The sequence below is a fragment of the Paenibacillus sp. PCH8 genome, assembly GCF_002968835.1.
GTDB lineage: Bacteria > Bacillota > Bacilli > Paenibacillales > Paenibacillaceae > Paenibacillus.
On sequence record NZ_PKQK01000003.1, the window covers coordinates 447,432 to 464,718 of the forward strand.

Genomic DNA, 17,287 nt, shown 5'->3' on the forward strand with positions numbered 1-17,287 from the left:
GACACTCTACTGATTTATGCCTTTTCTACGTTAAAATACTTGGCTTGCGGATGGCTGAATACCATCGCTGATACGGATGCTTCAGGCTCCATCATGAAACCTTCAGTCAATTCCACACCGATATCTTCAGGCTGCAACAACTTGAATAGCGGCCCTTGGTCTTCCAGATCCGGACACGCCGGATATCCAAAGGACACTCTGATTCCCTGATAGCGCGCACCGTGACGTTGCTTCATGGTCATCTGGGCGGAGTCCGGGAATCCCCAGATATCTCTCATCATATGATGCACACGTTCCGCTAATCCCTCTGCTACTTCAAGCGCTACGGATTGCAGAGCGTGTGAGCGAAGATAATCGCCTTGATCTTTCCATGCAGTTGAGAGTTCACGTACACCGTGTCCGGCAGTGACAACCATGAAACCTACGTAATCCATTTGTCCGGATTCTACAGGCTTCAGGAAATCGGACAGGCACAGGAACGGCTCTACTTTTTGACGTGGGAACGTAAAGGTATGCAAGATATTGCTCGTGTTCTCAGGATCATAGATGATGACGCTGTTCCCACTGGACTGAGCCGGGAAGAAACGATACATGGCATGTGCCTGAATAATCCCGTCACGAACAGCCTCCTGCATAATTTCATCCACGACTGCCTTCAGATCCGTGGCTTTCTGATCACCCGAGGCTAACAGCTGTTCTACCGAACCGCGAAGTCCCAGATGGTGACCCAGCAACATCTGCATGTTTACATAGGGCAGGATGTGCGATAGCGGGTAGTTACGCATCGTATGCCGCTCCAGATCCGGTGGTACAAGAACCGGATTATCTATAGCAATGTCCGAACGTTCCACTCGGGTAAGCTCTGGTAAAGCCTGAACGGCTACCGCACCTGAAGCGTCAGCTTCTTTTTCGGCATCCATCTCCATTTGCATCACTTCACGTGTAACGGGATTCATCAATTTGTTCGCCAGATCCAGACCATCCATCGCATCTTTCGCATATACAACCATCCCGTTGTATTCAGGACGAATACGATTTTTGGTGAATTTACGTGTCAACGCCGCTCCGCCAACCATAATAGGTACATCAATACCTGCTGTTCGTAGATCCTGAGCGGTAAGAATCATCTGCTGCGCTGATTTTACCAATAGACCCGAGAGCCCGATCGCGTCAACTTTTTCTCCCCGGTATGCCTCAATGATACGTTCTGGTGGTACTTTTATACCCAAATTAATGATTCGGTAACCGTTATTGGACAGGATGATCTCCACCAGGTTCTTACCGATGTCATGCACATCGCCCTTGACTGTGGCCAGAATGATTTTGCCTTTAACAGAAGTTTCGTTCTTCTCCATGAACTGCTCCAGGTACGCTACAGAAGCCTTCATGACTTCCGCACTCTGTAACACCTCAGCTACAATTAACTCATTGTTGTTAAAGAGACGACCTACTTCTTCCATACCGCGCATGAGTGGACCATTTATGACTTGAAGTGCTGTGTATTTGGCTCGTGCCAGTTCCAAATCGGGCAGCAATCCCTCTTTGCTTCCTTCCACTACATATGAAGCGAGGCGCTCTTCTAATGAAAGGTTCGAGATTTTCTCCTTCTTCTCCACCTTTTTGTTGCGGAATGCCGCTACGAAAGCCGCCAGTGTTTCATCATTCGTATTATATAAGAGCTCTTCCGAGAGTCTGCGCTCTACTTCCGGTATGGATGCATAACGCTCCAGTTTCTCTGTGTTCACGATTGCATAGTCAAGACCTGCTTTGGTACATTCATACAAAAATACAGAGTTCAGTACTTCGCGGCCTGCTTCAGGCAGTCCGAATGAAATGTTACTGATCCCCAGGATCGTATGACATTCAGGCATGGCTTCCTTAATAACTCTTATACCTTCAATGGTTTCCTTGGCTGAACCAATGTACTGTTCATCCCCTGTACCTACCGGGAACACCAACGTATCAAAAATCAGATCTTCCGGTTTAAGCCCGTATTTGTTCACCAGTAGATCATAGGAACGTTTGGCTACGTCCAGCTTGTCCTCCCGACTGATGGCCTGACCACGTTCATCAATTGTTCCGACAACAACTGCACCGCCGTATCTATGCAGTAACGGTGTGACCTGTTCGAATTTCTCTTCGCCGTCTTCAAGGTTAATGGAGTTAATGATCGCTTTACCTTGAGAGTACTGGAGAGCCAAATCAATAACTGAAGCATTTGTCGTATCAATCATGAGCGGAACCTTTACTTTTTTGACAACAAGTTCAAGGAACTTCTCCATGTCTTCAGCTTCTTCACGGTCCGGATCTTGTACACAAACGTCGACAATGTGCGCTCCATTCTTCACTTGAGCACGTGCAATTTCCGAAGCCTCTTCATACTTGCCTTCTACGATCAGACGCTTGAATTTTCTTGATCCCAGCACGTTGGTACGCTCACCGACCATGTATGGACGATTATCCTGTTCTACATAGACCGGTTCTATACCAGACAATGCAGGTGGATGCGTTCCGTTTAATTCTCTTGGAGGGTACTTGGCAAGTGTATCGCGCATGGCTCGAATATGTGCAGGAGTTGTCCCGCAACACCCACCAGCAATATTCAACCAGCCTTGTTCGGCAAAAGCACCAATCTTATGAGCAAGAGAATCTGGTGACTCATGATAATTACCGTTCTCATCCGGAAGACCTGCATTCGGGTAACAACTCACTGCAACGGATGCTATTCCGGATAGCGAGCGAATGTGATCACGCATGAACTCCGGACCTGTAGCACAGTTTAGTCCTATGGAAATTGGGTTAAGGTGTTCTAAGGATATATAAAAGGATTCGATGTTCTGGCCCGCAAGGGTTGTTCCCATCGGTTCAATTGTGCCTGAGATCATCAGTGGCAGTGTAATGCCACTCTGTTCGAACGCCTGCTGAATTCCAATGCTGCCTGCTTTTACATTGAGGGTATCCTGTGAGGTTTCAAGCAGTAGCGCATCAACGCCTCCCTCTATTAAAGCAAGCGCTTGCTCAAAATAGCTGTCAATAAGTTCCTGGAACGTTACTCCTCCAGTTACAGACAGCGTTTTGGTTGTAGGACCCATGGCTCCCACCACATAACGTGGAGATTCAGGTGTAGAGAATCGATCAACCGCAGCTTTCGCAATTCTGGCTGCTTCCAGATTGATCTCACGTGCACGATCCTGAATATCGTATTCTGCAAGTACGACAGATGTCGCACCAAATGTATTGGTTTCAATCAAATCAGCACCGGCTTCAAGATATTCTTCATGAATGCGCTGGATGAGCTCTGGACGCGTAAGTACTAACATTTCATTACATCCATCCAGATCTTCTCCGCCAAAATCTGCGCCAGTCAAATCAACTTGTTGAATCATGGTCCCCATTGCACCGTCGAGGATTAATATTCGTTGTTTTAATGCATCGTGTAGACTAAGTTTATCCAATATCTTCACCCCCGCAAAACGTTAAATCTTAGTTTAACAGAAACTAACTTAATGTGAAAGATCGGTTTTATTCCCGTAGGATGGCGGGTTTACACGAATGAAAACGGAATTTGTGAATCGACAAAAACAGAGGAATCCGATATAATATCAATTAAACCAAGTGGAAAAGAGGGAAAGAATATGGCTGAAATTGTAATCCGAAATACGAACGAACGTATCACTGGTGACGAAAACGTTCGAAATTTCTTGAACAAATACGAAGTAATATATGAGAAGTGGGATGCATCGAAACTTAACACTGATCTGCAAAACAACTTTGGATTGACTGAGGATCAGAAGAATGAGGTTTTGGAAACGTACGATTATGAAATCAGGGATTTGGCCGCACGTCGCGGTTATCAAATCTGGGATGTAATCACTTTGTCCGAACAAACACCAGATATCGAAGAAAAGCTGGCTAAGTTCGAAGAGATTCACACCCACGCTGAAGATGAGATCCGTGCGATTGTCGCTGGTAAAGGAATCTTTGTTATTAAAGCTCCTGATGAGGTAGGCTATTTTAATGTAGAATTGTCTCCTGGAGACGTGATTTCCGTACCTGAGAATACACCGCACTTCTTCACATTAATGGAGAACAAACAAATTATAGCTGTGCGTCTTTTTATCGAAAAAGATGGCTGGATTGCAGATCCGTATCCTGATCCAACCTTTATCAAACAAGCCTAACACTGCTGGATTAGGACTTGCTCAACCAAACCCCCTGTTTAATTGAACAGGGGGTTTGGCATGTTGAGCATATTATACAACATTCGTTCATCATATAAAATAATGCGGGTACTTCGCTTTTATTGATTCCTGCTCAACAACAACTAGCCTGAGATGAGCTTCCATCACCTGAACCGCTTGTTCCGTCTGGCGCTCTGTAATAAGCCGATAAATTTCTTTGTGCTGCGAGATTATCACTTCCAGGTTGGAGTCCTCCGCCAGACGTAATAAACGCAGACGGTTAAACGGCATATTCAGTTGTTGCAGCATTTTCCACGTTCTCAGCTTACCCGTACCTTGAAACAGAATCTGATGAAACTCTTCATCTAGTTCAAAAAGTCGATAGAAATTGTTTTTACCAATACATACTTCTTGCATTGCAATATTGGTTTCAAGTCTGAATTTGAATTCTTCCGGAAATGAAGCGCAAGCCAGCGTTACGATTTCCTTCTCCATCTTCTCACGCATAAATCTGCCTTCTTCCACATGCTCAAGGTTAATATGAGAAACGATGGTTCCACTCTGTGGAATGATGTCTAGCAGCTCTTCTTCAGCGAGCTTCATAAATGCTTCTCGCACTGGTGTTCTGCTCACCTGCAACTCGTCTGCAATCTCCTTTTCCGAAATCTTGGTACCAGGCTCCAGTTCCAGATGAAGAATTCGTTCCTTTAATAGATTATATGAATATGCCCGAGTCGAGCCTCTAATTTTTTGATTAAGTATCATTCCTTGACCTCTTTCTCTCAGCCGTATTTCTTCATCTTAGCACAAATTACCGTTCCACTTAAATATCCTCAGTGAAACGGTAATCGGGCCAACATTTTCTATGCTTATTACTTGTTTTCCTTATAGGCTTTATACGTATCATTTGCAAGCTTCAGATAATTAGGTAAGCCCTGACTGTCTAGTTCTTTGGCAAAAGTATCGAACTCAGACAGATCACGTTCACCCAATATGAATTTGAGTGTATTCTGATCAGAATAATCTTTCAATGGTGTACTCAGAAGTGTCACCCGTTCACGGTCCTCCGAAGAGTAAGGAATCGGTGGTTCTGCGGGAATCACTTTCTTGGTATCCTTCATATTTTGCTGAAATTTCAACTCTTCTTCACTGAACATGGATTGCAGTAGATCGGTGGTACCCCCATACGCAAATACGCCACCTGAGAAGCCAAAGTCAATGCGCAAATCTTTCGTTCCTTTTGGATTCAAACCATTGTAGTTCACATCTTCTACCAGCTTGCGTGTTCCTCCCTCTTTGGTAAATGTTTCACCATCTACACCCCACTTGGCAAACTCTTGACCTTCATCGCTATAATACAGCCAATCAACGAATTGCATAGTGGCTTTGAAGTTTTCACTTTTTTGAATTTTCCCGGAGATCATGACCCCATTCTCCAGTCTGGAGCCGGACATCAACTGTCCTTTCGGACCACCAGGTACCGTAATCTTCGCAACAGCGTATTTCCCCTCACCCAGTGTTTTGTTCATATCATTGCGGTGCAGAACCACAGTTTGGGAATTACCGTTAATCATGAATGATTTGCCGGATACATACTTCTGTATCGCCTGATCATCATCCTGTGTGAAACTCTCTTTGTCGAGCAGTCCTTCGGATACCAACTTGTTAAAGTAGGTGAGCATTTCTTTATATTCTGGTGTTGTAGCTGTGTACACAAACTGATCCTGATCTTCTTTATACGTGAGTCCATTACCGAAACCCCATCCAGCCTTGGTGCCAAATCCAACCCCGGCGATACTCATCGTACTGTTGAATTGAAAGCGGTCAGAGAATGGAATGGAATCCGGATAGATCTCTTTTAGCTTTTTGGCGGCATCGTATAATTCGTCCCATGTGGTAGGGATAGCAATATTATTATCTTCAAAGACATCCGTTCTTACGATTAATGTATAATCTGGCCATACTTCTTCATGCAGACCCGGGAGTACATAATACTTGCCATCTTCCTGTCGAAGTCCTTCGATTTCTTCTTCCAATCCCCATTTCTCCACTTTTCCCTTGAAGTTGGGCATCAAATCAATGTAATCACTAACGGGCAAAATCGCACCGGAAGATACAAAAGCAGACTCTTCACCAGGATAGGTCTTTGGAATAACCAACGGTGCATCGCCCGAACTGATTAGAAGAGATCTCTTCTGAGAATAGTCACTCATGGGAACAATAGTGGGCTCAAGTGTAACACCCGTCATTTCAGTGATTTTATTAAAAAGCAACCAGTCTTTTTTGTAAGGATAAGTAGGTTAATCGCTATACAGTATCGATAGATTAAACGGCTCAGTCGCCTTGAATGTGTCCCCTACATTGTATGTCTCCATGGCTGATTTCGTCTGAACTTCGGTAACGTCATCTCCCGTTCCAGTGCCGCTGCTACAAGCTGCTAGAACGACAGTCATCATCGTTGCCAAAACCATTTTACCGACAAACTTGCGTGGTTTTTGATTCATTTCGGTTATCCCCAGAAAGTAGGGTCATCGATGAACATTTTGAAGTACCTTAATCCAACCCATTTTTCTCCAAATATACTTCCACCGGGAACAAAACGACTGAACGCAATCACATTACCGATCATCGGACCATATTTGAAAATAAGGAGATAGATGATCGGTAGAATCAATAGTGAATACAGCTGCCAGTCTTTGCGGAACAAGGTTGCTGCCGTTCTTAATCGGCTTTCTTTACGTAAAGATGTCATGGTTGACGTGGTTTTAGCGGTTTCCGACTCCATGTGTTGTTCACTCCGATCCTGGACTTGATAAGTAAAGGCTAGTTCATGTACAACTCCCATCTTCTCTTCTTTTTATAGAAGACAACCACTCCTTATAACTTCACCCCCACTACGAAATAGACAACAACAAAATGTAAGCGATATCATTTTGGCGCATTATTTAGAATCACACAAGTTCAGGTGCTTCACTTCGTTTAGAGCACTTCATAAGCTGGTGTGATTTATAAATTGGAAAAAGGTTATTAAGGTATGTAAAATGCTTGCAATATGTGAGAAATAAGTATAAATAAATCTTATTCCCATTCAATGAAGTAATTCAAAAGTGATTAAGCCAAAAGAAATTGCTTTGAAATATTTAAATGCTAGTCATACTAGTATGTTAGTTATATTCTAATCCATCTGTTCCATAATTTAATAACTTTAGCAAAAAATACTTATACTCTTTAAAAAGGAATACGAGTCCACGTATTCAACTAAAAAAACATGGGTAACTTCATAAACGACATCATCGTTTATTGAAGTTACCCATGTTTAAGGGTGCTGAGAAAGATGCTGTTAGCTGATCTGCTCAGAAATTAGCAATGAGATGATCTAATTCCGATAAATGCGTAATTTGATGATCAGGTGCATACGTTTCATTGTTGATTTTATTCTCTCGGTTAATCCATACGGACCGAATGCCAGCTGATAAAGCACCACGAATGTCCGTTGTCAACTTATCTCCAACCATCATGCTCTCTTCGGGTGCAACACCCAGTTTGCTCAAAGCATGTTCAAAAATCGATGGATCTGGTTTTCCTTTTCCGAAGTTACCCGAAATAATAATCTCATCAAAGAAAGGAGTCAATTCAGGTACACCGTCTAACTTCTCTTGTTGCAAAGCCGGGCAACCGTTGGTTAACAGCAAGAGTTTGAAATTCCCTTGTAAGTGACGCAAGGTATCCATCGTCTCTTCATACACATGGGGTCTGGATCTCCGCTCTACTCCAAAATGCGAGGCAAGTTGTTCGGCCAGATCTTCTCGATCTACACCCAATTTCAACAAACCACGACGCCAGGATTCCTTACGGTACACAGGAGCAAGTTGCTCCAACTGACGAAACTCAGGTTGATCCCCGCCAGTAAAGTTAGCCCATAGGCCTTCAAACGGATTGATTCCAATCATTTTGGTAAAAGGAAAAGTTTCATATGATTCATAAAGTCCACGTGCCTCGTTACGAACGGCTTCTTCAAGTTCTTCAGGTTTAACCCCAGTCTCTTGCGCTGCGATTAGACATGTCTCATGAAAAGCCTCTCGAACACTGCGCTCATCCCATAACAAAGTATCATCCAGGTCGAACAAAATCGCTTTTAACGCCATTCCGATCATCTACCCCTTTATGCAATAATTACTTTTCCACGGTTTCCACGGTGATCTGGTGTGCTTTAGCGAATTTCAGTAACCGTTCGGTAATCGCATCTGTGTCGTAGCGATTTAATAACTTGGTAAACACCCATCTTTTGCCACGACTGTTATGTTCAATAACGACTGTACCTGGTTCAAATCGGAACTTGATTATATCATCAACCCCGATTGAACGTTCGCGATTTCCCTTTGTTGTAATAATCCGATTACTGCTAATCTTGATGTAGGGACGACGAAGCATAAAAATGACTGCCAAGAATACGTAAAGCAACATAGTTACCCAATCCCAGGTTGTCATCGGAGCTTGTACAAGGAACGTGCTCATAAACAGATACAACAAGGCAAGACCAATCAGAAATATAGGGAACAACAAGCTGCGCCCTTTAAAGACTTCTTCACCTGGTGTACCTGTGATCGGTTGACCACTTTTTTTACGTTGCTGATTTAGCTGCTTTGAATTTTTTCTAACCGTTCTCTCGAACGAACGCGACATGAGAATCCCCCTTATGTGTCTTTGTATCGGCTTACATAACTGTAAACCAACATTTCCCCTATAATTGCATACTCAAAATAACAGAAGAAACCTAAATATCATAAATGATATCATTAGGTTTCCTTAGTGTTTAAGTTTGCCTTGGTGGCCCTGATCATTCTCATCATCAACAATTTCAATTGTATCCAGTTGCTGTCTGAAATTGCTGCGAATATTACTTAAATAAATCTCTCTAAGTTCGGCACGTTCAGCAAGTTCTTCCTCTGACAATCCAGTGGACTTTTGCTTACGGGCCAATTCGTTAATACGTGCTACCAGGCTATCTATATCCAAGATTGTCCCCTCCAAAAATACAAAGTCATATTAACTTTGACATGATAAAGGCAGCTTGTCAAGCTGACACGCATTAACACTCGGCGATGTGCAATTTATTCTGTAAATTGCGGTAAAATCAATACTTGGCCTACTTGAATCGAAGTCGTGTACATTTGATTCACTTTCTTAATTGCTTCTATATAAATACGTGTATCCATATTCGTGGGTTTATGCTCTAACGAAATACTCCATAACGTCTCCCCTTGCGAGACTGCGATCTTTCCTCCTGGAAGAACATCACTTTCATTTCCTGCGAACACAGTTAAAACGGTGCTGCATCCAATACATATAATTAAAGAGGTAATAGCCAGCTTTAACATCCATGACGAAACCTTGAAACGTGCCAAAACCTTCTTGTAGTTCCCTATGTTAGACTTAACCAGTTCCGAATTCATCGGTTCATAGATGCTTTGATAAGTAGAATATCTCATTAAATACCGCCTCCAAACGTTTGTTCCTATCTGTTGGAATCAATATAACACGAACACTTGTTTTGTTCAATAGAATTTTAGAACAATTGTTCGCTTTTATTTTCATGAGAGAAATGTCTTAATTATGGCATTTTGCGAAGCATTTGCAGTATGCTACTCTGACTTTTGGACAAATTCGGATCTAAAAGTTAAAAAACACTGATTTAATGCCGTTTTATTTAGAACTTACGTTTGTACGAACGGAGGTTCTATGTTATAATTTTCCCAAACGTTACTAAAATGGGGTTGATACGGTATGTCGAAGATATCCAGCAGGCAGCAGGCTATTCTGGAGTTTATACGAAATGAAGTCCGGTTGAAGGGGTATCCTCCTTCCGTACGGGAAATTGGCGAAGCTGTTGGACTTGCTTCCAGCTCAACAGTACATGGACATTTGGATCGTTTGGAGAAGAAAGGTTTAATCAGACGCGACCCAACCAAACCAAGAGCTATTGAGCTTTTGAGTCAGGAAGAGTCTGAACATTCACATCAGTTTGCGCATAGCGTCGCACGAATTCCTATCGTGGGTAAGGTTACTGCCGGGATTCCAATCACTGCAACAGAGAATATTGAAGATTACTTCCCTCTCCCTACCCAATACGTGGGCGAACAGAAAGTGTTCATGCTTTCGGTAGTTGGTGACAGTATGGTAGAAGCTGGTATCGTTAATGGAGATTATGTTATTGTCCGTCAACAGCAAACTGCTGATAACGGGGATATCGTAGTTGCTATGACCGAAGACGATGAAGCTACAGTGAAAACGTTCTATAAAGAGAAAGATCATATTCGCCTTCAACCGGAGAATGCGACCTTTGAACCTTTACGCTTGAAACACGTTAGTATTCTGGGTAAAGTCATTGGACTATTCCGTGATATTCATTAATAGTTAATATGATTGACAGAACTAAATGCACTGCACTGGAATACACAAAGAGGTTGTCCTGATGAACAGGACAACCTCTTTTTTCATATTATATAGATTATGCAAACAATTATTCGCTGCGTTTCAGAACACTCTTATGGTGAGAGAACACTTCAAAGCTCTGTTGTCCATGATATGAGCCCATACCACTCTCTCCTACACCACCAAACGGGAGATAGTGTGAAGTCATATGAGAAAGCGTGTCATTAATACATCCCCCACCGAAGGACACTTCATTCAGAATCTGATTCTGCAGTTGCTCATTTTGCGTGAAAAGATATACTGCCAACGGTTTAGGACGACGGACAATCTCATCCAGCATCGGGTTCAAGTCCGTGTACGTAATAACAGGAAGTATCGGCCCAAAGATCTCTTCTTGCATAACCGCTGATTCCCAGTTCACATTTCCAAGTACAGTCGGTTCAATCAGTAACTGCTCACGCACAGAACGTCCACCAATCAGCGTTTTGCCATTTGTGAGGAATCCCGACAACCGATCAAAGTTACGCGCGTTGACGATATGCGGAAAATCAGCGTTTTGTAGCACATCATCCCCAAATTTAACTTTGATCTCTGCGCCAATAAGATCGATCAGTTCATCATGAACTTGTTCATGCACAAGCAAGTAATCCGGTGCAACGCAAGTCTGCCCTGCATTCAGGAACTTACCGCGAACAATGCGCTGGGCTACCAGCTTCAGATCGGCATCACTATGAACAATAGCAGGACTTTTTCCACCTAACTCCAGCGTTACAGGAGTCAAGTACTCTGCTGCTGCTCTCATGACAATACGACCGACTCCCGTACTGCCTGTGAAGAAAATATAATCAAATTTCTCTTTCAGTAATGCTGTGCTGGTCTCGACTTCTCCCTCCATAACTGCAATGTACTCCTGAGGGAAGATCTCCTGAATGAGATCATACGTCAGACGAGATACCGCTGGTGTTAACTCCGAAGGTTTGATCACTGCACAGTTACCAGCTGCAATGGCTCCAATCAGCGGACCGAAAGCCAGTTGGAAAGGATAGTTCCAAGGTGCAATAATAAGTACCACTCCGTATGGTTCAGGGTAAATAGTGCTCACCCCATCCGGCATAGCCGTACTCGTTGGGACTTGTCTTGGTGAAGCCCACTCCTGGAGGTGTTCCAATGCAAAATCCAATTCCCCCAGCACAATGCGAATCTCGGAACCGTAAGCTTCTGCCTCGGATTTATTCAAATCAGTACGGAGCGCATCGAGAATTCGCGGCTGATACTTTTCAATTCTTTTTCTTAGCTGTTGCAGAGCATTAATCCGATATTCAATATTCTTGGTCTGACCTGTATAAAAAAATGTACGTTGTTCTGTCACCAATTGTTTTGCTTGAATCATATTAACATCTCCAATTAATTATTAAAAATTAAATTGCTCAAAATTTAATTAAAGTATACCTCTTCTATATGAAACTTTCAACATAAAAATGAAACATTTTTCTTGAAAAATCCTATTAAGAATGGAGTAGTCTTTAATATAGATTACTGTAATGAAGTTACAAAGCTACAGGGTTACAGTAAACAGGTTGAGGAAACTGTTCATCCGTTCCAAATCACAAAATGAGAAAGAAAAACTACCCTTCGTCTTGGGAAAGGTAGTTTTTGGCAGAACATAGTTGATTAAATCGCACATCTATTTTGATGATTTCCTACTCTAATATAATTCATAGAGCTATGTGCGTCGGATTATTGAAAGCTTATTGATACAATTTTCAAATAGAGAAATTTTGTGGGCACTTTGGTTTTTTCATTAAGTATGTAGGGACTTGCCAAAAAAAGAAAAACCCCTCAGCGCTAGAGTTCCAAGGGATTGAGCTATTAGTACAACGTGATATATTGATCGCGTTCCCATTGGTGGACTTGTGTGCGGTTTATGTTCCATGCTTTCAAAGTGTATCATTCAACAAATGTAACCCGCTTAAAACAAGTATTATCAGTGATCAGCTTTTCAAAACTAATCATAATCATTCAGACTTTTGTGGGCATTTTGTGGGCGCCCTTTTTTCTTATCAAAGCGATACAATCTCATTAATTAACAGAGACAATTTCGGCTAAAAAAACCAGCGAAACTCATCCTCTAACATCAATTTTATTTCACACCGTGCAGAGTTTAATCCCACAACTACTTCTGATATCTGCTCTTCGAAGAAAGGGTTAAATAATATCAAATCAACCGTACTACTTCTATTATAAGAGTCAACAAGTACTTCACTGATCTTTTGCATTTCCTGATCAGTCGGTTCCGGCTTACCGCGTCTTTTTTGTTGTTCACACTGGGCCAACCATACCTCTCTGTGTTCAGGCATAATCATCCTAGATGTCATACAACCCGTTATCCTTCAGTCTGCCATGCACGACAAGCCCCCCCTTAATATCGAGTCCAATAGTCGATGTTTCCAGACGGTGCTGTGTGTTCTACCTTAGGACGTTCTCCCTCACGTACCCAGCCTTCCAAGATCACTATGTTAGCCGTGTCAGACCTGTCTTCCCAATGTATGTACTCAGCCTCTATAAGAGCATCCAAGGCCGCCATAACATCAGGCTTATGCTTACCCGTTTTGACTGTAGGTTCGTAGATAGTTGGAAACCTTCGCCCGCCACCTTTGTAGTTATATAAGATCCGAAGGACCTTCCTTTGATAATCCGTTAACATGTAAATCACCTCTTCATCATTATATGAGAACATACGTTCTTTTATCAACAACAAAAAAACCTTCAGCTTTATTCGGGCTGCAAGGTTTATCTTTATCCGACTTCATTACATTAGTTCAACGGATCTAATGTGACCATTAGTTTCATTAACAGTAACGTAGATTCTATCAGCAAATCGAGAAAAATATTCAAGGGCAGATGATGTTAAAAGTTCATCGTCAAACCTCCAATTTAATGGAGATAAAAACAAACTTCCATTGTTTAATCTAATTGATTCTTTTAAATATTTTGCTAAAGATAGATCCCCCTCAATATTCTCTAATTTTACACAAGAACGGAATTGTTTAATGTCCATTATATAATCAACGCATTGAATTGACTCCGTTCTGATAATTTGTTCTTTTAAATAAAAATCTTTGATTACATCGCTAACATCAGCAGCCGAGTTAGCACGATCTTGGAATCTTTTTTTAGAAGAGTCTTTCATCTCTCCTATTTGAATTTCTTTTAATTCTCCGTTGAGATAAATAGCCTCAACTTTTTCGAAATGAGGAATTATATGTTCAGTGATAAAGAGTTCAGTTTCTTGTGAATGGATCTGAATTTGCATTATCGCTCCCTTTCCAGCTTTCAAAAAAGGAATAATTACCCATTGCAAAAGTGCGTTGTCTTTAAATTCATAAGACAAATCTGTTCTCTGTTCTTCATTCAATCTTTTTATTTCAAATGTTGGTTCATCAAAACTCTCTTCAACATCATTTCTTTCTATGCTATCTATAACCTTAAAAACATTCAACAACATTGTTTCATCTCTCCTAATGAAATGAACACTGCCTTGTAGTAGGACAGTGTTCATTCGCAATTCTGTTTAATAACTATTTTACTTCAATAACATCTGCAGTTACAGCTACAATTTCATATATAGCTTTTCTTCCCTCAACGGCACCATATTTATAAACTTTAAATTTACCTTTACCTGGGTTAAACGTCTCTTGCCCACGCAATGTATTGTAATTGGTACCAAGCGGCTCAACTGTCGTGTTTCTTCTACCTACTTCTTTTCCATCAAAGTTATCAATTACAAATACCAATGCTGCTTTTTGGATCGCTTCACCGGACTTAGTTATTTTGATTGTCCAGTTGCATTCCATTTTTCCGCTTCCTATGGCTTTACAAAGGATAGTTCCATATCCAGCTGGTTTAGGCGTTGCTTGCGTAGAGACTACATCAGGATTGTTTTGTTCCTTTTCAACAAGTAAAAATTCTGATGTGAATTGGTCTGGCAATGCTTCGTTAGACTCAGCTGCAAACGAAGAAGCAGGGAAAACAAGTACCAATATTAAAGTAAAGACTACCAATAAAGATTTACGCATTTTAAAATCATCCTCTCTTTTTGTATATTGTAATTATAGTAATATACTGGATTAAGAGGAATGATACGGATGTACTATTTTTAACATAAGTAATTAGCCTTACAGTTGTATACCTTTTTAAATTTAAATTATCCTATTCTCGTCTATACCTAAGGTTCAATATCATCATCTTTCTGTTTCAAAAAAAAGGAATTTAAACAACATTTTAGGTCTGATAAACTAAAAATTCACATTAATGATTCGTGGTCAATAAAACCGATTATTAAGGAAGATGAAGGTAAGGTATTTGTCAGAGTAGATTTTTCGCTTTTCTCAGATGTACAAGCACACTCATGAGTTTTGGAACAGCAAGAAAGCTTACCTTGAGAGTCAGGACGCTGAACCTAATTCTTCCGAATAACAAACCGGCAGTCCACAAGTCAGAGTGGAGTATGAACGGACTAATGAAGTAGCGATACAAAAAGTTCAATGAATTACTTAGGCTTGAAGATTAAACAAACTAGGGCTCAACCAATATAGTGGCTGAGTTTTTATAAAAAGTATCGTATTCTCAGTTTTGAGCCATTCCCTTTAGGTGGCGCATCTAAGATTATATCTCCAGTTCTCATTATCTCCCTCATAGCATGACAACAAGAAGGCATACGGTGTTTAAAACCAAGTTGCTTATGTATATCCCCTGAAATAACATCCAGGTAGTCGTTACCGGCTGCTTTTGCTGCACTAAACCTCATTCTTAATTCCTCATCAATAATACCTTTAAGGTTAACCATTTACCTACCTCTCTCCGCTCTAAATTCAAACTCGTCTCTAAAGAATCTATTCCCAGCTATTTTCACTGATACATCACTGTACGCTTCCAAAACTCCACCATAGTCCATAATTCGTTCGCGATCAGGTAGAACGAACCAGACTGATACACGTATCTGGGTTAATGCTGCTACTAGGAATTCTGTGTCTGTATGCAAATACTCGGTATGTATTCATTCTCCCACATCCATACATTTTTTTATAGAAAATTGTACCTCGGTCTGATAGACTGTTCTGGATTGATTACATAGCTGGAGGAACGTCATGTTAGAGCACATAAACAATATCGTGGGTAATTTATTCGGTATTGGGATCATTATCGCAATGTTTGTACTTTCGGTACTAGCCTTTAAAGCAATGTTTAGAAATATAATAAAAAGATTCAAACCACCTTCTAGTAACTTTATTAACTGTGTATCTTGCAGAAGTGCAATATCTGGAGATGCTTTCATGTGTCCACATTGCGGACATCATTACGGGAGATCAAGAGCTGGGAATTCTATATTTTACTGTTTATTGGCCGGATGCGGATTCTTGCTTGCTTCGTTGTATGGACTTGAACTCTGCTTCGAAGAGGGTATCATTAGTTTGGATTTCTTCAAAAGATACTTTAATTAATCGCAATACTAAGAAAAAGGAGCCAGAATTGGGCTCCTTTTTTTGTGCTCTAAATTCGTACTGCTTTCGGAAGTATCTGCCACCCATAATCTTAATAGATGACTCGCTATATCCTTCTACTGGTCCGCCATAGTCAATGATGTGCTCACAATTATCAAAAATATGCCAGACGGATACCCTAACCTGTGTTACGGCTGCCACGAGGAAATCCATATCTGTTTGTAGTACTCTATATGTATTCATTTTCTAAGATTCATACATTTTTATAGAAAATTGCACCTAGGTCTGATGGACTATTTCATGTTGTTTATTATTACTATACCAGGATAAAGAAAAATGAAAAGGTATTTCAGTTTAATATAAAAGAACCAACAAAGGCTGCCGCAATACCATCGCGGTAGCCTTTGTAACAAATTATTAGTATTCGCTTACTTCAAACGTCAAGACACGATCAAATAGGATGTAATCCTTGCGACTTTTGAATGGTCCCTTGTTATTATCGTGCTTGTTAATTGCATAAGATGCTTTTCCGCTTCCAGCTTGTTTTGCTTCGTACCAATCGATAAAGCTGTTAACTTCTTGCATACTAAATCTATTACTCGATATGTATTCATTTTCTAACATCCAAACATTTTTATAGAAAATTATACATAGGTCTGATAGACTATTCAGGGTTACTTATACAGTTGGAGGTATGTTATGATTGATAATATCAGTGAGACCTTTGGTATGTTATTCTTTGCAGTCTTCATCTTGGTGATGTTAGTTTTAGGTGTTATGCTTATAGGCAGGATGTTTCTTAATATCTATAGGAAATTAATTGGTATAAGAATCAGAAAAATGGAGTCATGTAGGTCATGTGGACATCCAATTTCTAGATCAGCAATCATTTGTCCTAATTGCGGCGAAAATTTCGGAAAAATTAATGGGTATGCAGATTCAATATTTTTTTGCTTTTTACTGGGATTTGGTTTGATAGGTCTAGCATTCAATAGCTTGTCAGAATTCCTTGAAATGTTTGAAGGATTTAGCTTTTTGAGATAACTATACATATTAAATGATGGAGCCGCTAAAATAAGGCTCCTATTTTTCTACCCCAAACTCAAATGTATCACGAAAGTATCTCTTCCCCATGATCTTAATGGATACTGCGCTATAAGACTCCACCGGACC

General features: G+C 40.9%; 17 protein-coding genes and 1 pseudogene. 3 read left to right on the forward strand and 15 right to left on the reverse strand.

Annotated elements, in window-relative coordinates:
- Positions 1 to 14 precede the first annotated feature (14 nt).
- A complete protein-coding gene (gene metH, locus C0Q44_RS19310; protein ID WP_105408878.1) occupies positions 15 to 3,455 on the reverse strand; it encodes a methionine synthase in 3,441 nt (1,146 codons plus the stop codon).
- Between the two features lie 180 nt (positions 3,456 to 3,635).
- Between metH and C0Q44_RS19315 the strand changes: the two genes are divergently transcribed.
- Positions 3,636 to 4,181 (forward strand): cupin domain-containing protein, encoded by a 546-nt coding sequence (locus C0Q44_RS19315; protein ID WP_105408879.1) that lies wholly within the window; start codon positions 3,636 to 3,638, stop codon positions 4,179 to 4,181.
- 90 nt (positions 4,182 to 4,271) lie between these two features.
- Here the strand turns inward: C0Q44_RS19315 and C0Q44_RS19320 are convergent, their stop codons facing one another.
- From C0Q44_RS19320 to C0Q44_RS19350, 8 genes are all read right to left on the reverse strand, one after another.
- Positions 4,272 to 4,946: a GntR family transcriptional regulator gene (locus C0Q44_RS19320; protein WP_105408880.1), complete on the reverse strand. Its 675-nt coding sequence runs from the start codon at positions 4,944 to 4,946 to the stop codon at positions 4,272 to 4,274.
- A gap of 107 nt (positions 4,947 to 5,053) precedes the next feature.
- A complete protein-coding gene (locus C0Q44_RS19325; RefSeq protein ID WP_258166448.1) occupies positions 5,054 to 6,454 on the reverse strand; it encodes an ABC transporter substrate-binding protein in 1,401 nt (466 codons plus the stop codon).
- A 27-nt stretch (positions 6,455 to 6,481) separates the two neighbouring features.
- Positions 6,482 to 6,685 (reverse strand): hypothetical protein, encoded by a 204-nt coding sequence (locus tag C0Q44_RS31125; protein WP_258166449.1) that lies wholly within the window; start codon positions 6,683 to 6,685, stop codon positions 6,482 to 6,484.
- Between the two features lie 5 nt (positions 6,686 to 6,690).
- The gene (locus tag C0Q44_RS19330; RefSeq protein WP_374955117.1) at positions 6,691 to 7,026 is read right to left on the reverse strand and encodes a hypothetical protein; all 336 of its coding nucleotides are present in this window, start codon (positions 7,024 to 7,026) and stop codon (positions 6,691 to 6,693) included.
- A gap of 508 nt (positions 7,027 to 7,534) precedes the next feature.
- Positions 7,535 to 8,326, reverse strand: coding sequence for an HAD family hydrolase (locus C0Q44_RS19335; protein ID WP_105408881.1), 792 nt, complete (start codon positions 8,324 to 8,326; stop codon positions 7,535 to 7,537).
- 28 nt (positions 8,327 to 8,354) lie between these two features.
- Complete coding sequence (locus tag C0Q44_RS19340; protein ID WP_105408882.1) at positions 8,355 to 8,864, reverse strand: hypothetical protein; 510 nt, start codon at positions 8,862 to 8,864, stop codon at positions 8,355 to 8,357.
- Between the two features lie 123 nt (positions 8,865 to 8,987).
- Positions 8,988 to 9,197 carry a DUF896 domain-containing protein gene (locus C0Q44_RS19345; protein WP_105408883.1) on the reverse strand — a complete coding sequence of 70 codons (210 nt, stop codon included), beginning with the start codon at positions 9,195 to 9,197 and terminating at the stop codon, positions 8,988 to 8,990.
- Between the two features lie 95 nt (positions 9,198 to 9,292).
- The gene (locus C0Q44_RS19350; RefSeq protein ID WP_105408884.1) at positions 9,293 to 9,670 is read right to left on the reverse strand and encodes a LysM peptidoglycan-binding domain-containing protein; all 378 of its coding nucleotides are present in this window, start codon (positions 9,668 to 9,670) and stop codon (positions 9,293 to 9,295) included.
- Between the two features lie 295 nt (positions 9,671 to 9,965).
- Here C0Q44_RS19350 and lexA point away from each other — a divergent pair, with 295 nt between their 5' ends.
- Positions 9,966 to 10,592 (forward strand): transcriptional repressor LexA, encoded by a 627-nt coding sequence (gene lexA / locus C0Q44_RS19355; protein WP_105408885.1) that lies wholly within the window; start codon positions 9,966 to 9,968, stop codon positions 10,590 to 10,592.
- Positions 10,593 to 10,701: 109 nt separating this feature from the next.
- On the opposite strand, the gene C0Q44_RS19360 is transcribed toward lexA, so the two are convergent.
- From C0Q44_RS19360 to C0Q44_RS19400, 6 genes and pseudogenes are all read right to left on the reverse strand, one after another.
- Positions 10,702 to 12,003 (reverse strand): aldehyde dehydrogenase, encoded by a 1,302-nt coding sequence (locus C0Q44_RS19360; protein ID WP_105408886.1) that lies wholly within the window; start codon positions 12,001 to 12,003, stop codon positions 10,702 to 10,704.
- 712 nt (positions 12,004 to 12,715) lie between these two features.
- Complete coding sequence (locus C0Q44_RS19365; protein ID WP_181151083.1) at positions 12,716 to 12,976, reverse strand: YolD-like family protein; 261 nt, start codon at positions 12,974 to 12,976, stop codon at positions 12,716 to 12,718.
- A 446-nt stretch (positions 12,977 to 13,422) separates the two neighbouring features.
- Positions 13,423 to 14,118 (reverse strand): hypothetical protein, encoded by a 696-nt coding sequence (locus C0Q44_RS19375; protein WP_105408889.1) that lies wholly within the window; start codon positions 14,116 to 14,118, stop codon positions 13,423 to 13,425.
- A gap of 73 nt (positions 14,119 to 14,191) precedes the next feature.
- The gene (locus C0Q44_RS19380; protein WP_105408890.1) at positions 14,192 to 14,689 is read right to left on the reverse strand and encodes a hypothetical protein; all 498 of its coding nucleotides are present in this window, start codon (positions 14,687 to 14,689) and stop codon (positions 14,192 to 14,194) included.
- A 530-nt stretch (positions 14,690 to 15,219) separates the two neighbouring features.
- A complete protein-coding gene (locus C0Q44_RS19385; protein WP_105408891.1) occupies positions 15,220 to 15,459 on the reverse strand; it encodes an HNH endonuclease in 240 nt (79 codons plus the stop codon).
- A gap of 1,072 nt (positions 15,460 to 16,531) precedes the next feature.
- A pseudogene (locus tag C0Q44_RS19400) lies at positions 16,532 to 16,702 on the reverse strand (Kelch repeat-containing protein); the annotation flags it as partial.
- A 111-nt stretch (positions 16,703 to 16,813) separates the two neighbouring features.
- Here C0Q44_RS19400 and C0Q44_RS19405 point away from each other — a divergent pair.
- Positions 16,814 to 17,158, forward strand: coding sequence for a zinc ribbon domain-containing protein (locus tag C0Q44_RS19405; protein ID WP_105408894.1), 345 nt, complete (start codon positions 16,814 to 16,816; stop codon positions 17,156 to 17,158).
- The last annotated feature ends 129 nt before the right edge of the window (positions 17,159 to 17,287 follow it).

Bases quoted from the DNA above. Each gene is read 5' to 3' on its own strand.
- C0Q44_RS19320 (WP_105408880.1), bottom strand. From the start codon at position 4,946: ATGATACTTAATCAAAAAATTAGAGGCTCGACTCGGGCATATTCATAT.
- C0Q44_RS19385 (WP_105408891.1), bottom strand. From the start codon at position 15,459: ATGGTTAACCTTAAAGGTATTATTGATGAGGAATTAAGAATGAGGTTT.
- C0Q44_RS19365 (WP_181151083.1), bottom strand. From the start codon at position 12,976: ATGATTATGCCTGAACACAGAGAGGTATGGTTGGCCCAGTGTGAACAA.
- C0Q44_RS19350 (WP_105408884.1), bottom strand. From the start codon at position 9,670: ATGAGATATTCTACTTATCAAAGCATCTATGAACCGATGAATTCGGAA.
- C0Q44_RS19380 (WP_105408890.1), bottom strand. From the start codon at position 14,689: ATGCGTAAATCTTTATTGGTAGTCTTTACTTTAATATTGGTACTTGTT.
- C0Q44_RS19340 (WP_105408882.1), bottom strand. From the start codon at position 8,864: ATGTCGCGTTCGTTCGAGAGAACGGTTAGAAAAAATTCAAAGCAGCTA.
- C0Q44_RS31125 (WP_258166449.1), bottom strand. From the start codon at position 6,685: ATGAATCAAAAACCACGCAAGTTTGTCGGTAAAATGGTTTTGGCAACG.
- C0Q44_RS19335 (WP_105408881.1), bottom strand. From the start codon at position 8,326: ATGGCGTTAAAAGCGATTTTGTTCGACCTGGATGATACTTTGTTATGG.
- C0Q44_RS19375 (WP_105408889.1), bottom strand. From the start codon at position 14,118: ATGTTGTTGAATGTTTTTAAGGTTATAGATAGCATAGAAAGAAATGAT.
- C0Q44_RS19330 (WP_374955117.1), bottom strand. From the start codon at position 7,026: ATGGGAGTTGTACATGAACTAGCCTTTACTTATCAAGTCCAGGATCGG.
- C0Q44_RS19360 (WP_105408886.1), bottom strand. From the start codon at position 12,003: ATGATTCAAGCAAAACAATTGGTGACAGAACAACGTACATTTTTTTAT.
- C0Q44_RS19315 (WP_105408879.1), top strand. From the start codon at position 3,636: ATGGCTGAAATTGTAATCCGAAATACGAACGAACGTATCACTGGTGAC.
- C0Q44_RS19405 (WP_105408894.1), top strand. From the start codon at position 16,814: ATGATTGATAATATCAGTGAGACCTTTGGTATGTTATTCTTTGCAGTC.
- lexA (WP_105408885.1), top strand. From the start codon at position 9,966: ATGTCGAAGATATCCAGCAGGCAGCAGGCTATTCTGGAGTTTATACGA.